This window comes from Alteromonas ponticola, assembly GCF_012911815.1.
Lineage (GTDB): Bacteria > Pseudomonadota > Gammaproteobacteria > Enterobacterales > Alteromonadaceae > Alteromonas > Alteromonas ponticola.
This window is the reverse complement of sequence record NZ_JAATNW010000001.1, coordinates 204,736-219,400: the sequence shown is the minus strand read 5'-3', so window position 1 is coordinate 219,400 and position 14,665 is coordinate 204,736. Positions and strand designations below refer to the sequence as shown.

14 protein-coding genes are annotated in these 14,665 nt (G+C 45.1%); 10 read left to right on the top strand and 4 right to left on the bottom strand.

All coding sequences use genetic code 11. From position 1 onward, the window contains the following. Complete coding sequence (locus HCJ96_RS00840) at positions 1 to 690, top strand: SDR family NAD(P)-dependent oxidoreductase (RefSeq protein WP_169209135.1); 690 nt, start codon at positions 1 to 3, stop codon at positions 688 to 690. 41 nt (positions 691 to 731) lie between these two features. On the opposite strand, the gene HCJ96_RS00835 is transcribed toward HCJ96_RS00840, so the two are convergent. After that, positions 732 to 1,289: a hypothetical protein gene (locus HCJ96_RS00835; protein ID WP_169209134.1), complete on the bottom strand. Its 558-nt coding sequence runs from the start codon at positions 1,287 to 1,289 to the stop codon at positions 732 to 734. Between the two features lie 349 nt (positions 1,290 to 1,638). On the opposite strand from HCJ96_RS00835, the gene HCJ96_RS00830 reads away from it, so the two are divergent. The 7 genes from HCJ96_RS00830 to HCJ96_RS00800 all read left to right on the top strand — a co-directional run bounded on the left by HCJ96_RS00830 (position 1,639) and on the right by HCJ96_RS00800 (position 10,441). Next, complete coding sequence (locus tag HCJ96_RS00830; protein WP_169209133.1) at positions 1,639 to 2,640, top strand: DNA topoisomerase IB; 1,002 nt, start codon at positions 1,639 to 1,641, stop codon at positions 2,638 to 2,640. Positions 2,641 to 2,974: 334 nt separating this feature from the next. After that, positions 2,975 to 4,474, top strand: a complete 1,500-nt coding sequence (gene putP / locus HCJ96_RS00825) for a sodium/proline symporter PutP (protein ID WP_169209132.1) — start codon at positions 2,975 to 2,977, stop codon at positions 4,472 to 4,474. A 19-nt stretch (positions 4,475 to 4,493) separates the two neighbouring features. Next, positions 4,494 to 5,600, top strand: coding sequence for a glutamate 5-kinase (gene proB, locus HCJ96_RS00820; RefSeq protein ID WP_169209131.1), 1,107 nt, complete (start codon positions 4,494 to 4,496; stop codon positions 5,598 to 5,600). Further along, a complete protein-coding gene (locus tag HCJ96_RS00815) occupies positions 5,597 to 6,844 on the top strand; it encodes a glutamate-5-semialdehyde dehydrogenase (RefSeq protein ID WP_169209130.1) in 1,248 nt (415 codons plus the stop codon). The genes proB and HCJ96_RS00815 overlap by 4 nt, the downstream gene beginning before the upstream one ends. Positions 6,845 to 6,940: 96 nt before the next feature. Beyond that, complete coding sequence (locus HCJ96_RS00810) at positions 6,941 to 7,822, top strand: mechanosensitive ion channel domain-containing protein (RefSeq protein WP_169209129.1); 882 nt, start codon at positions 6,941 to 6,943, stop codon at positions 7,820 to 7,822. Between the two features lie 152 nt (positions 7,823 to 7,974). Next, complete coding sequence (pnp, locus tag HCJ96_RS00805; RefSeq protein ID WP_169209454.1) at positions 7,975 to 10,089, top strand: polyribonucleotide nucleotidyltransferase; 2,115 nt, start codon at positions 7,975 to 7,977, stop codon at positions 10,087 to 10,089. Between the two features lie 61 nt (positions 10,090 to 10,150). Further along, a complete protein-coding gene (locus HCJ96_RS00800; RefSeq protein ID WP_169209128.1) occupies positions 10,151 to 10,441 on the top strand; it encodes a DUF1244 domain-containing protein in 291 nt (96 codons plus the stop codon). 41 nt (positions 10,442 to 10,482) lie between these two features. Here HCJ96_RS00800 and HCJ96_RS00795 read toward each other — a convergent pair whose 3' ends face one another. Together HCJ96_RS00795 and cdd are read right to left on the bottom strand one after the other, a co-directional pair. Continuing rightward, entirely contained in the window at positions 10,483 to 10,929 is a 447-nt protein-coding gene (locus HCJ96_RS00795) for an alginate O-acetyltransferase AlgX-related protein (RefSeq protein WP_169209127.1), read from the bottom strand. A 45-nt stretch (positions 10,930 to 10,974) separates the two neighbouring features. Next, positions 10,975 to 11,361: a cytidine deaminase gene (gene cdd, locus HCJ96_RS00790; protein ID WP_169209126.1), complete on the bottom strand. Its 387-nt coding sequence runs from the start codon at positions 11,359 to 11,361 to the stop codon at positions 10,975 to 10,977. Positions 11,362 to 11,477: 116 nt separating this feature from the next. Here cdd and nlpI point away from each other — a divergent pair, with 116 nt between their 5' ends. Together nlpI and HCJ96_RS00780 are read left to right on the top strand one after the other, a co-directional pair. Further along, on the top strand, positions 11,478 to 12,371 hold the full coding sequence (nlpI, locus tag HCJ96_RS00785) for a lipoprotein NlpI (RefSeq protein WP_169209125.1): 894 nt from the start codon (positions 11,478 to 11,480) through the stop codon (positions 12,369 to 12,371). Positions 12,372 to 12,382: 11 nt separating this feature from the next. Further along, complete coding sequence (locus HCJ96_RS00780; RefSeq protein WP_169209124.1) at positions 12,383 to 13,843, top strand: sel1 repeat family protein; 1,461 nt, start codon at positions 12,383 to 12,385, stop codon at positions 13,841 to 13,843. On the opposite strand, the gene cysZ is transcribed toward HCJ96_RS00780, so the two are convergent. Continuing rightward, a complete protein-coding gene (gene cysZ, locus HCJ96_RS00775) occupies positions 13,821 to 14,585 on the bottom strand; it encodes a sulfate transporter CysZ (RefSeq protein ID WP_211162644.1) in 765 nt (254 codons plus the stop codon). The two genes, HCJ96_RS00780 and cysZ, sit on opposite strands and share 23 nt — an antisense overlap. Between the last annotated feature and the right edge of the window lie 80 nt (positions 14,586 to 14,665).

Sequence of the window (14,665 nt, the reverse complement as noted above, 5' to 3'; positions counted from 1 at the left end):
ATGACTTCAACTGTATTAGTAACCGGCGCTAATCGCGGTATTGGGTTTGAAATTGCGAAAGGATTTGCTGAACAAGGCTGTAAAGTATTGATGGGGGTGCGAGAAGAAGCAGAGGGGGAAGCTGCACGAAAAGATATTCCTGGTAATGATATTCAGGTGGTAGAAATTGATCTGTCAAATTCGGATACGATTAGTGAATGTATCGTTCGCGCTCAGGCTGTCTACGGCGATATCGACATTCTTATTAATAACGCTGGGGTGATGATAGATGCGGAATACGATGCTCTGAGCGAAGCTGATTTTGAGAAGTCATTACAGGTTCATGTCAAAGGGCCTTTCTTATTGTGCCAATTACTGTTGCCAGGAATGATAGAGCGGAATTTTGGTCGAATTGTCAATGTGTCATCAGGGTGGGGAGCGTTTGCTGAGGGAATGGAAGGACCGGTAGCCTATGCAGTAAGCAAAGCCGCGCTGAATGCACTTACCAAAAAACTAGCCAATCGCGTTCCGGAGAATGTAAACGTGAAAATTAATGCTGTGTGTCCGGGATGGGTGCACACGCGGATGGGCGGTAAAGACGCCCCTCGGACACCAGAACAGGGCGCAGAAACTGCAATATGGTTAGGTTTACTAAAAGATGATGGACCGAACGGAAGCTTCTTTCGGGATAAAAAACAAATTAAGTGGTGAGTCGAAGGCTTACCTGGAGTAAGCCGTCGACCTTTGTTCAACTAGTGGATGGCTTCTACCACCTGAGAACTTTTGCGTTTAAGCACTTCAGCAACCTTCGCAGCCGACTGATTTTTTTTCAAATTGACCACCAGTGCATAGTGGCGGGTCTTCATTGCATGCCTTACGGCGTCAATTATTTCAGTTCTGTCGGGACGCAGACTAACCAGACCAGCAAAAAATAAACCTACAAATATACCGGGACTGATTAACGCAATGTAAGTGAATAACGGATTTTGCTGTGTCAGTGCAGGGCCGAACGTCACTAATAAAAATGCGGCTGCTAAACCAGCCAATAGTCCGATAGTCCCCAACAGCAAGTGCGAGTTCCACATTGTTTTGCCTATCGCACGGCTGGAGCCTTCAAGCTTCTCTCCATAATGCGTATCATCAGGATTTATCATCACAATCTGCCGACGACTGATGCCCGAATCCTGGCTGAGCTCCTCTGCAGACCTCTGCGCATCTTCAGCCGTATCATAAATGGCGGCAATCTGAAGATGCTCGGAATCCACCAACGATTCCTTTATGGTGTCATGATGTTGTATTTTCTGGCTCATGCGTCCTCCTCATCTTATAACGCAAAATGCCGATCAGTTTGTTATTGCGGGATCAAGTAACGGGCAACCGATAGACAGCTATCGTAACTGCTTCAAACTTCGTACCTTTTTTCAACAATTATCTTTAACATATTAAAAAACATACAATTTTAAAACTTATTGATTTAATACCTGTTTATTATAGCCACGAAGCAGGAATAAATTTCGACGTTTCCTGAAAAAAATTCTCATTTTGACGCGCATCAAAATCGAATATTAAAAATCCGAGCCTTTTTGATAAATTGTAAACGTATACCCGCGCATCACTGTATTAGATTCAAAAGTAAACGCAGTTACAGGTACGTGGTTTATGCAATCAGCGCCCTTAGAGATAGTGCGAAAACGCCGTGGCAAAGGTTTCGAGTATTTTTATTCCTCCGGAAAAAAAATCAGCGATCGGCGACTATTGAGAAGGATCGAAAAGCTGGTCATTCCCCCTATTTGGAAAGATGTTCAGATTAGTCGTTCGCCAACGCAACATCTCCAGGCAGTTGGGTATGATACAAAGGGTCGTAAACAATATCTCTACCACGAAGAGTGGCACAAAGCGCGTCAGCAGGAAAAGTTTGCCAAGCTAAGTCATTTCGGAAGTGGACTACCCGAGTTTAGAAAGTTTTGCTGGAGTCACGTGAATGATAAAACGTGGTCGATGGACAAGTCGCTGTCACTGGTAACCCTACTGTTAGACCACACAGGTTTAAGGGCAGGTAACCGACAGTATACTGAGCAGAATAATACCTTTGGACTGACGACGCTCAGGCGAAAGCATGTGTGCTCGGAGGGTGAAACAGTACGTCTCAATTTTATCGGTAAGCATAATAAAGATAGAGAGGTCGAGATTGAAAATCCGCAACTGGCAGAGTTGGTTTCTCAAAGTGCCGAGCAAAGAGGGTATGCATTATTTCGTTTTCTGGACGATGAGGGGCACTGGCACGATGTGGATAGTGATGACGTAAATCACTTTATTCATACTCACCTTGGCGATGAATACTCCTGCAAAGATTTCCGAACGTGGGCTGCATGTCGATTTGGCTTGTTCAGCTTACCCTCTGTCAAACAGTTGGTTGAACAGAGCCCACGTCGAAAGTGGTCTACAACGCTAACCAAACATGTCGCGGCGATGTTAGGAAACACCCCTGCCGTTTGCCAGCAATATTACCTTCACCCGAAACTATATGAGGTGGCTGAAAGCCAGGCAGAGAGAGAAAATATCATCAAGCGGGTGACTGGCTACGCACCGGAAAATGTTATGCACGATGAGGCGGTATCCGCTACAGAAAGGCTTCTTAGTCAAATTATTGCTATTCAATGAATTCATAACTGTTTTCACGCTATAGTCATTATTTTCATACGTTATACTTAGTTTCGATGAGCCAATTCAAGGAGCCGAGGGCAGTGACTGCACGGTGTAAAGCCAAGCTATCTATATGATATATATGTTATTGTACGCTTCAGTTTGAACCCTTTATGAGATGGTAGTGAGGGGTTTTTCATCCCACATTTTGATTGGAAAATCATACGTTGGCGACAATCCCGTTTGCATTCTAATGCCAGATATGAATATAATTAGAGTTCGAATTAATGGTGTTCGATGTAAAAGTATCTCGAACACCTTTTTTTTAATCTAAATGAGGTGATTTTCTTTTATGCAAGCAGAAAGCTATATCTCGCTGGCGTTATATTTCGTGGCGATGTTAGGTATTGGCTTATTCGCATATCGACAATCAACAAGCGATATTTCTGGATATATTCTGGGTGGCCGCAAAGTCAGCCCTCAGGTAACTGCATTATCCGCGGGCGCATCGGATATGAGTGGTTGGATGTTGATGGGGTTACCAGGCGCTATGTTTGTGGCAGGATTTGATGCCATGTTTATTGCCATCGGCTTGGTTGCCGGTGCGCTGGTAAATTATTTAGCCGTTGCGCCAAAGCTGCGCGTTTACACCGAAGTGGCTGATGATTCACTCACCGTCCCAGAGTTTTTTGCGAAACGATTCGGGCAGGCCAATGCAAGCGTAAGAATGGTCTCAGCAATAATTATCGTTTTGTTCTTCACCCTTTATACATCAGCCGGGCTGGTCGCGGGTGGCAAGCTGTTCGAGAGTGCATTCGGGCTTGATTATCAACTAGGACTTTTCATAACGCTTGGCGTGGTAGTGTCCTATACTTTATTGGGTGGCTTTCTGGCCGTAAGCCTTACGGACTTTGTGCAAGGTTGTATCATGTTTGTCGCGCTGGTACTGGTGCCAATTGTTGCCTTCACACAATTTGAAGACATAGGGCAAATGAATGCAGCGGCATTTGAATCAATTCCGAATTTGGCACAGACGTGGGAATCGTTGACGGTAATCGGATTGATATCAAGCCTGGCATGGGGACTGGGTTACTTTGGGCAGCCTCATATTATTGTCCGGTTTATGGCGATCAGGTCAGTCAAAGCAGTCGCTACTGCAAGAAACATTGGCATGTCGTGGATGTTGGTTACCATTGTTGGGGCATTGGCTACAGGTTTCGTAGGTATAGCCTATGCTAATCAATTTAGTTTGCAGGTGGATGACCCTGAAACAATATTTATTCTTTTTTCGCAGATATTGTTTCATCCATTAATTAGTGGATTTTTAATGGCAGCGATACTGGCGGCGATTATGAGTACAATTTCGTCGCAGTTGCTGGTTTCAGCCAGTTCGCTGACCGAAGATATTTTAAATGTTGTATCAAAGAAGCAGGCGAGTGCTAAAGCCACGGTAACCCTGGGCAGATTAGGGGTGGCAGGCGTGGCGGTAGCTGCACTATTGCTGGCCATGGATCAGTCAAACAGTATTTTATCGCTGGTGAGTAATGCGTGGGCAGGATTTGGTGCTGCATTTGGTCCATTAGTGCTGTTTTGTCTGTATAAAAGAGACCTGACGCACAAAGCTGCGTTGGCAGGCATCGTATCAGGTGCTGTCACCGTTCTGGTATGGATTTATCTGCCGCTTTTACCAGATGGAAAAACGTTAAGTAGCGTGATGTATGAAATCGTTCCTGGGTTTCTCGTAAGTTCGCTTACGCTGTGGGGGGTATCAAAACTCGATACAGAGCCTGGCCAAGCAACAGTACGAATGTTTGCAGAGGCTACTCAGGAACTGGCAGAGCAAAAAAGTTAAAGTAAGGTGAGTAAGATACATGAGTCATAATTGGAAACGTGTGGTAGTCAAAGTTGGGAGTGCGCTGATATCTCCTAATAAGATAGGTTGTAGCAGCCACTATTTATTGAGTATTGCCCAGTTCATTGTTAAATGTCGGGCTATGGGAACTCAGGTTGTGCTTGTGTCTTCAGGTTCTGTCGCTGCAGGTGCACACCAGTTCAGTGATCACGAAAAATCTGAAATCGCGGTTAAAAAGGCGATGGCAGCAGCAGGGCAAACCGAGATGATTGCAACCTGGGATAGACTGTTCGACTTTCCATCGGCGCAGATCTTGTTAACCCATGCCGACTTGCGAGACCGTGAACGGTATATCAGCATCCGTGAAACTATTTTCAGTTTGTTGGAGCATGAAATACTGCCCATTATTAATGAGAATGACACGGTCACCACTGACAAACTCAAAGTCGGCGATAATGATAATTTGTCGGCAATGGTTGCTGCGGCGGCTGATGCAGATGCACTTATTATTTGCTCAGATGTTAATGGATTGTATGACAAGAATCCTAATGAGCATGACGACGCAGAGCTACTGTCGTGGGTAGACAATATCGATCAGAGTATCTACGACATGGCCGGTGGCGCCGTTGAAGGTGGCGTAGGCACAGGTGGTATGCGCACCAAAATCGAAGCTGCGGAAAAGGCAGTTTCGCATGGAATCGATACCTTTATCGTAAACGGATTTACAGAAACAACCTTTAACCAGTTGCTTGAAGGACAAAATCCTGGGACCCATTTCCAGGCGCACGACAAGCCAATGAAGGAAAACATTCATTGGATGCGTCATACGTCGAATGCGCAGGGTGAGGTGATCGTCGAAAGTGACTTTGCCGCCTCGCTGGAGAATGAAGCTGAACAGTTGACCAGCAGTGAAATCATTGCCGTGAAAGGTGAGTTTTCTGTTGGCGATACTATTCTGGTCAGAAAGGATGATGGTACAAAATTGGTCAAGGCGCGTTCGAATTACAGTAGTTGTCTGCTCAATTTTATTGCAAAGCAGGATAATGAAGAGTTCGCGCAGGAGTTTGAGAAAAAAACCGGGCCGATTATTTCTAACAAGCATATAGCAAATTTGGAGAAAGAATGAGTTTAATTACACAACTAGCACAAGAAGCCAAAGCAGCGGCTTACGAGCTGGCTGTCTTGGATGAAGGTAAAAAGAATCAGGTTTTGCAGGACATGGCAGAAGCTATTCGTGCAAACAAACAAAAAATTATTGAGGTCAACCAAAAAGAGGTTGCTCGCGCAAAGGACAATAATCTGGAAGCTTCAATGGTCGACAGATTAATCTTGAACGACGAACGCATCGAAGATATGGCGAAAGGTATCGAAACAATTGTTGAGCTACCTGATCCAGTCGGTGCAACGCGCGAGTTCGGAAAACGCCCCAATGGCCTTGATATTAGAAAAATGCGGATCCCACTTGGCGTTGTCTGCATGATCTATGAAGCGCGTCCCAATGTGACGGCAGATGCCGGTGCGCTTTGTTTCAAGTCAGGTAACGCAGTGATACTGCGCGGTGGTAAAGAGGCGCTGGATTCAAGCCTTGCCATTGCAGGGTTGCTTCAGGATGTGCTGGAAAAGCATAAGCTGCCTAAAGCACTGATAACCGTAGTACCTGATCCAGATCGTGGGTTGATGCAAGAATTAATGAATCAGCGGGACTATATCGATGTAATCATTCCCCGTGGCGGCGAAGGCTTGATAAATTACGTTACTGATAATGCAAAAGTACCGGTAATCCAGCATTTCAAAGGTGTCTGCCACCTGTATGTTGATAAAGAAGCAGATTTAGATAAAGCTATGAACCTGTTGTTAAACGGCAAAACTCAGCGCACTGGTGTGTGTAATGCACTTGAGGGTTTATTAGTTCATCAGGCTGTTGCCGGTGACTTTCTGCCCAAGGTTGCAGAAGCACTAGCAGAGCACAAGGTAAAATTGCACGTTGACGAAAGAACCAGCAAATGGTTCCCGGATGCAGATGTGATTGAAGAGAGTGGCTATGGTGAAGAATATCTTGATTTAGAGATCGCTATCCGCGTGGTCGATGATATGGATCATGCACTCAAGCATATCGCTCGCTTTGGCAGTAACCATACTGAAGTTATTTGTACTGAAGATAAGGCAGCAGCAACGCGTTTCCAGCGTACTGCCGATGCGTCAGTGGTTATGGTCAACGCTTCGTCACGCTTTTCCGACGGCAGTCAACTGGGACTCGGTGCGGAAATTGGCATCGCAACCACTAAGCTTCATGCCTATGGTCCAATGGGACTGGAGTCGTTGACGACTGAAAAATATCTGGTAAACGGGGAAGGTCAAATCAGATCATAACTGGTCTGTATTGTATCAATAGCTTACCTTGTTCATAATGCCAAACACCGGAAACTTTTCCGGTGTTTTTATTTGTATGGAAAAAGGAGTGGGTGAGTGACAGAAATTAACGCAGTGTGGAGAGAAGTAATAACCTTCTTAGGCGCGAATAAGTTGTTAGCCTCTGCGTTATTAATTTTCGTGTTCTTATTGGTCAAGCGTGTCATTCTTAAGATTATTAAGAAGCGAAGCAATCGTCAGGGAGAAGACAGACGGCATCAGATAACAATTCTGGCGCAATTGGGCAATGCCTTGCTGATCATTCTGGTGATGATGGTTTGGGCATCAGAGATTCAATCTTTGGCGATTTCTATAGCGGCCTTTATGGTTGCCATCGTTCTGGCTACCCGCGAATTCATCCAGTGCTTTATGGGATTTATCTACTATTTAGGCGCCAGGCCGTTCAGGGTAGGTGACTGGATACAGATGAATCAAAACCTGGGTGAAGTGGTTGAAATGGACTGGGCTAAAACGGCACTGCTGGAAGTCGATCCTGAGTCTTTTTCCTATACGGGTAAACATATCTATGTACCCAATAGTCAATTAGTAACGCAGACAGTCAGAAACCTGAACTTCTTGCGTCGCTATACTATGCACACTTTTTCCTTAACCAATGAGCCTACAGCAAATGCGTATAAGCTGTTACCCGCATTTATCGCCAGAGCGCGCGCACACTGCGAGTATTTTCGCGATGTTGCTGAACGTTACAAAGGGTTAATCGAACGAAATCTCGATGCAGAATTTATTTCAATTGATCCCGATGTCATGGTGGAGACGAACGAGTATGCAAAACTTATCGTTACGGTTTCACTGTTCTGTCCAACTGATCAAGCCTACTCTCTGCAACAAAAAATAAGCGCTGACTGGATGAGCCTTTGGTTTAAAGAACTTCAGGAACAGGAAGATAGAGCAGTTCACGCTGGTCAGAAAAAATCCTGATAGTGTCACCCTTTTGAACTTGTACTGAAGCTGAACACAGGTTTATCTGTCAGCATCTTGATTTCACAATGGTATTCATTGCTATTCGCAGCTATACTATCGGCCGCGTTGAAAAGCGAAACAAAAATAGAATTGAAGAGAAAGGACAAATAGTGACTCCTATTACTAAATCATTTCAGTATGGACAGCATACTGTAACGCTTGAAACGGGGGTTATTGCCCGTCAAGCAACCGCTGCCGTTATGGCAAGCATGGATGACACATCTGTGTTAGTCACAGTTGTGGGAAAAAAAGAAGCCAAAGCAGATCAGGACTTCTTTCCATTAACCGTTAATTATCAGGAAAAAACCTATGCTGCGGGTAAAATCCCCGGTGGTTTTTTCAAGCGAGAAGGGCGCCCATCTGAAGGTGAAACCCTGACCGCGCGTCTTATCGACCGCCCAATCCGCCCATTATTTCCAGATGGTTTCAAAAACGAAGTTCAGGTCGTAGTAACCGTGGTTTCTGCAAACCCTGAAATTCCTACTGATATCATTTCAATGATCGGAACTTCTGCAGCGCTGGCCATTTCAGGAATGCCATTTAATGGCCCAATTGGTGCCGCTCGTGTGGGTTATTCAGATGGCGAATACATGCTGAATACACGCACTACTGAACAAGAAACCAGCCAGCTCGATTTAGTCGTAGCGGGTACACAAAATGCAGTGTTAATGGTTGAATCTGAAGCATCAGTGCTGTCTGAAGACGTCATGCTTGGTGCTGTTATGTTTGGTCATGAGCAAATGCAGACTGTGATTGACGCCGTTTCCGATTTCGCTGGCATGGTCGGCACTGAAAAGTGGAACTGGCAGCCTAAAGAAGAAAATACTCAGTTGAAACTTTTAGTCAAAGAATTGGCTGAAAAGGGCATGACCGAAGCGTATCAAATTTCAGATAAAATGCAGCGTAAAGATGCCGTCACTGCTGTGACTGAAAAAGCACTGGCAGAAATTATTGAGCGTGATTCTGAGCAAGATGAAAAAGAAGCGCTGGATATGCTTCATACGCTGGAAAGCGACGTGGTTCGCTCAAGAATTTTAGATGGTCAACCGCGTATTGACGGTCGTGAACCGGCAATGGTGCGTGCGCTTGATGTCTCTACAGGTATTTTACCGCGTGCGCACGGTTCTGCAGTATTCACTCGCGGTGAGACGCAGGCGCTGGTAGTGGCAACGTTAGGTACTGAACGCGATGCGCAGATGATCGATGAGTTGCAGGGCAAACGTGATAGCCGTTTCATGCTTCACTACAACTTCCCTCCATACTGTGTTGGGGAAACAGGCATGATTGGTTCGCCTAAGCGTCGTGAGATTGGTCACGGTCGTTTGGCCAAGCGTGGTATTCAGGCGGTCATGCCTGATGAAGCTGAATTTCCTTACGTAGTGCGCGTTGTTTCAGAAATTACTGAGTCAAACGGTTCTTCGTCAATGGCATCAGTGTGTGGTACCTCGTTGGCGCTAATGGATGCAGGTGTACCAATTAAAGCATCAGTTGCTGGTATTGCGATGGGTCTGGTGAAAAGTGATGACAATTTTGTTGTACTTTCAGATATTCTGGGCGATGAAGATCACCTGGGAGACATGGACTTTAAAGTAGCGGGTACGACCAATGGTATTACTGCACTGCAGATGGATATCAAGATTGAAGGTATCACCAAGGAAATCATGCAGGTAGCGCTAAAACAGGCTAAAGAAGCTCGTCTTCACATCCTGAATGTTATGGATGAAGCTATCGGTGGTCACCGTGAAGAGCTGAGTGAATTTGCACCTCGCATTTATACTATTAAAATTGACCAGGACAAGATCCGTGATGTAATTGGTAAAGGCGGTGCGATGATTCGTCAGATTACTGAAGCGTCAGATACTAATATCGAAATCGAAGATGACGGCACTATCAAGATCTTTGCGACTGAACGTGCGAAATCTGAGAAAGCTATCAGCATGATTGAAGCGGTAACGGCTGAAATTGAAGTAGGCAAAACTTACCACGGCAAAGTCACGCGTATCGTTGACTTCGGTGCGTTTGTAGAAGTATTGCCGGGTAAAGAAGGCTTGGTTCACATTTCGCAAATCGCTCATGAGCGCGTGAACAAAGTGTCTGATTATCTTTCTGAAGGTCAAATGACAGACGTGAAAGTGATGGAAATCGATCGCCAGAATCGCGTACGTCTAAGCATAAAAGAGCTGCTGGAAAAACCTGCAGCGCCAGAGCAGCCTAAAGAAGACTAATCTGAATTAACCGTATCAAAGGGAGCGAAAATTTCGCTCCCTTTTTTTGTTGGAGAAATAGATGGACAGTTTGACGCAAAATAAAATCGATGCAGAAGTATTTAACCGGCTTCTTAAACATCTTGATATGCACAAGGAAGTACAGAATATTGATTTAATGATTTTAGCCGACTTCTGTCGTAACTGTTTAGCTAAATGGTATGCAGAAGCAGCGCAAAACGAGGGCATCGACCTTGACTATGAGCAAGCCCGTGAACATATCTATAAAATGCCCTATAGTGAATGGAAGGAAAAGCACCAGCTTCCAGCTACTGAAGCGCAGCTGACAGCGCTTCAACAACGTAACAGTTAACCGGATATAATGACAGTACAGACATCATGCTCTGTGTGAAGTTAACTTTTGGGGGGATTTCTCATGAACCGTTCGATGGTCTGACATATCAGTATATCCGGCTGCATTTTGTCGACTAATTTCCAATCGGGGGACACCGCCCAGACAAAATGTACCTGAGCGAAATACTGACTCAACCACCAGGTTAAATGATATTGGCTTGTTCCTTCGGCGAAAAATGAGTTACCAAATACAAGAATTTTCTTATCACTGAGTGGGGCATCATTCTGCCATACATTTACTCTACCCAAATGACCCTTTTTAGGTTTGTACTTGTGAATATTTCGACGGCCACGGATGTTAAATGGGGCAATTACTTCTGCATGCTCTGCAATCGTCGGATCGAATTTTTTACCCAGATCACCCACCATCACTCTATTGCCGGTAACGTTGAATTTTTGCGTTAAAGGTAGCCCCAGGTGAGCAAGAATCCCTGCAAATAAACGCATTGATCCCTTCCAGTTAAGATGGCTGTCTGGTGTAAGTAAACACACCTATTCCATTTGAAAGGCAAAAGGAAGCAGCTCTGAAAGCAGCACAGTTTTTTGTTCGTTTGTCTGGTCAATCATAACAATTTCGGTATCTTTGTCGGCAAACTCAGCGATTTTTTGGCGGCAACCGCCGCAGGGGAAGCAGAGTTGGTCATTCGGGCTGACAATAACAATTTTATCGATTTTGGTGCATGAATTACTTACCATGGTTCCAATTGCTGTCGCTTCTGCGCATTGGCCCAACGGATAGGCCACATTTTCAACATTACAGCCCGAATAAATTTGACCATCCTGGCCTAATATGGCGGCACCCACTTTGAAATTTGAGTACGGAGCGTGAGCATTTTTCTGCGCAATTAAGGCGTGGTTTTTAAGGGTTTGAGTATCCATATTACTTCATGATTTGCGTGTTATACTTTACTTTTACAATCAAATACGCGATCGTGACGGCTTTCAGCTGCAGACGGTTTGCAGCGTTTCACTTGCTTTCGAGATTTCTTTTTAACATGCGCCACTTTATAAGTCTCACTTTATTTTTATGTAGCTCTGTTATTTTGAGTGGCTGTGCACAAACCGCAAGCCCTGCAAAACCTAAAGCGGAGATGGGTAATCTGTTGCTTGCAGAACCTGCGCCGATAAACCCACGTTCGCAAATGGCGATTGCTCGATACAATCAGATCCTTGCCAGCGAAACCATTAACGATGAAGATAAGGCCGAATTGTTTTACCAGCGCGGTATGTTATACGACAGCGTTGGCCTTGGGGGACTGGCTCAATTTGATTACTCTCAGGCACTGGTATTAAAACCGGACATGGCAGAAGCCTATAATTCCATTGGAATTCATTATATTCAGCAAATGGATTTTATTCAGGCTTATGAAGCATTCGATTCCACGCTAGACATTAACCCCAATTACGACTTCGCTTTTTTGAATAGAGGCATCGCACTTTACTATGGTGGTCGCTCTGATTTAGCAGTAAAAGATTTGAACCGTTTTCTGGCGATAGATGAATCAGACCCATTTCGCGCTTTATGGACCTATTTTGCTGCAGCTGAAGTGGACACTGAGCAAGGTAGAATCAAATTAACAAGCATGCGAGAGAAGCTGGATGCGTCACATTGGGCGACTAAACTGGTCGACTTGTTTCTTGGCGATCTTTCCGAACAGCAAGTACTTGCTGCCCTGGTAGAAGGGATATCCAGTCAAAAAGAGCTAACCGACAGATTATGTGAGGCCTATTTTTATCTTGGAAAATTTCACACCCAACAAGGTAATCGCGGCATCGCAGCGAACTACTTCAAACTTGCCTTAAGCACCAATGTATTTGACTACGTAGAGCATCGCTATGCGCGACTAGAACTGGTCAGGCTACATAATCCCGATGACATAGCTGAATAACGTTAAAATTTATGCGTGGATTCTTTTTGGCGTTAGCCTTGTGCTTCTTATTGTCTGGCGATAGCGGCCGTCTGCCCTCCCAACTCTTTTTTAACGCGAGTCAAACAACGTATGCCGGTAGCCTGCTTTGGTTAGCCGCCAAAGGGGGAGACGACGAAGCGCAAACGGCATTAATTGAGTTTTCAGCGGACCGCGAACAAACTTACTGGCTCAATAAACTGGTCGCGCTGGGCCACCCCGAAGCAGCATGGGCATTGCACAGGTTGCTCGCCAAAGAAGAAGGCGATCATTCGCTCATTCACATGGCGGCAAAGGGTAATGTTCCCGAAGCGCAACTGGCCTATGCCATGGCGACTGAGGATGCAGTAGTCCGAGAAAACTGGCTATTGAAAGCCTCCGCGAATAACTATTTGCCGGCGCAGGCAGCGCTGGCTGATTGGTACCTTCTCAATGGCAAGGTAAAAAAAGCCCGGCCGTTGCTTGAGAAAACGCAAAATGCCTTTACGCAAAGTGCATTCTATCTTGGTCGAATTTTGATTGACGAAGGCAAGCAGGAACAAGGTATTGAGGTGTTGCAGAGAGCCGTTGATGAAGGTCATCCGGAGGCTGAATATTGGTTAGACCTAATTGCTAAATTTCCTCAGCGTACTATTGAGTCCATTGGCTCGGCTAGTTGGCCGGCAGACAGGCAATGTCGCCAACGAATTCAGTTATTCGCAACGTCCCTTGCCACAACCGAGCGGGCCAATTCAATCTATAATCAGTTTAATCATGACAAACGTCTATCTGCGCTACCCATTTGCCTGCAAAAACCCATCAGAATAAAGGCAGAAAAACTGGCATGCACTGACAATTGGCGACAAAGTGGTCGCTTAGGCTGTGATATAAGACCGTTGTCACTGGTGGTAAAAACCCGTGATCTGACCCATGCAGTTATTCTGCATCAGTCTGGTAAAGCGAACGTCAACAATGGGGTCATGTTTCTGGATCTGACTGACACCTATGATGTTTTTGTGCATGAATTGGCCCATTTTGCAGGTTTTATCGACGAGTATCCTTTGAGTAATGGTATGGCAAACCGATATTGCAATCGTCAGGAAGCGCCCAATCTCATCTTTGATGGTGAGCTAACCTATTCGCCGGTGGAAACACTGAGTCGCTGGCAACAGCAGCCGGATTTTACCGGTGTATGGCTGGCGAAGACCTGCGAAAATGCCCAGGTGAAAGCGTATAAGCCGTCAAATGAAGTTACGTTTCTTGAACATCACGATAGCGGAAAGATTCCACCAATTTACTTAACGCTCTGGCAACAACAGTTGCAGGATCCTACTGCGTTGCGGCCTATCTACATGAACCTTTTTCAGTCATTTCATCGCAATGGCCAGTCGACTCAGGCTGATATCTGGTTACGTAAGTACGAACAGTTTAATAAAGCCGCGTCTACTGATGTCAGCGTTGAATCTGATGATTAACCCGCGATTCCAAATCTGGTTTTAATTTTTCCACCCACATTGCGGTTGCACCGCAAATAGCAACTGGCATTACAATAAAGTTAACGATGGGGATCAATGAAAAGACATTAACCATCATGCCAAACGAAAGCGCTGAACCTTTGTGTTGGCCTAAATGCGTGCGCATCGCAGAAAAAGTCACCTTGTGATTGTCATACGCATAGTCGCAATACTGTATGGACATCATCCAGGCATTGAACATAAACCAGATGGCTTGGCCGATCACAGGTACGAATAAGAAGATTAAAAAGAAGCCAATCGCTCTTGGTATATACCAAAGTAATTTAGAGAATTCCCGGCCCAGCACTCGTGGAATATCTTTGATCAGGCTGACTATACCTTCGTCGCCCAGAGATTGCCCGGTAAGATGTCGCTCTACCTTTTCCGCCAGAATGCCATTGAAGGGAGCAGCAATCCAATTTGCCAGGGTGCCGAATATCAGCGCAAACACCAACAATACGCTGATAACTGCTATGGGCCAGAGAATAAACACCAGTACGTCTTTGATCCAGCCCAACCACTCCGGAATGCTGTTGAGCAACCAGGCGATGCCTACCTCAATTTGACCGAACAGAAAATAAAATGCGGTCGCAAATAAAATCAGATTGACGCTAAAGGGTATGAAAACAAACCGTTTTAGTCCTTTAGTTTTAATAAGACTAAAGCCCATAGTAAAATAACTGATCCCACTTTTTGCTGGCATTCAACATCTCCTGATAATATCGACTTAAGATTGTACAGGTTTTACGGCAAACGCAAAAATCCCAATTGTTACAGGCTATG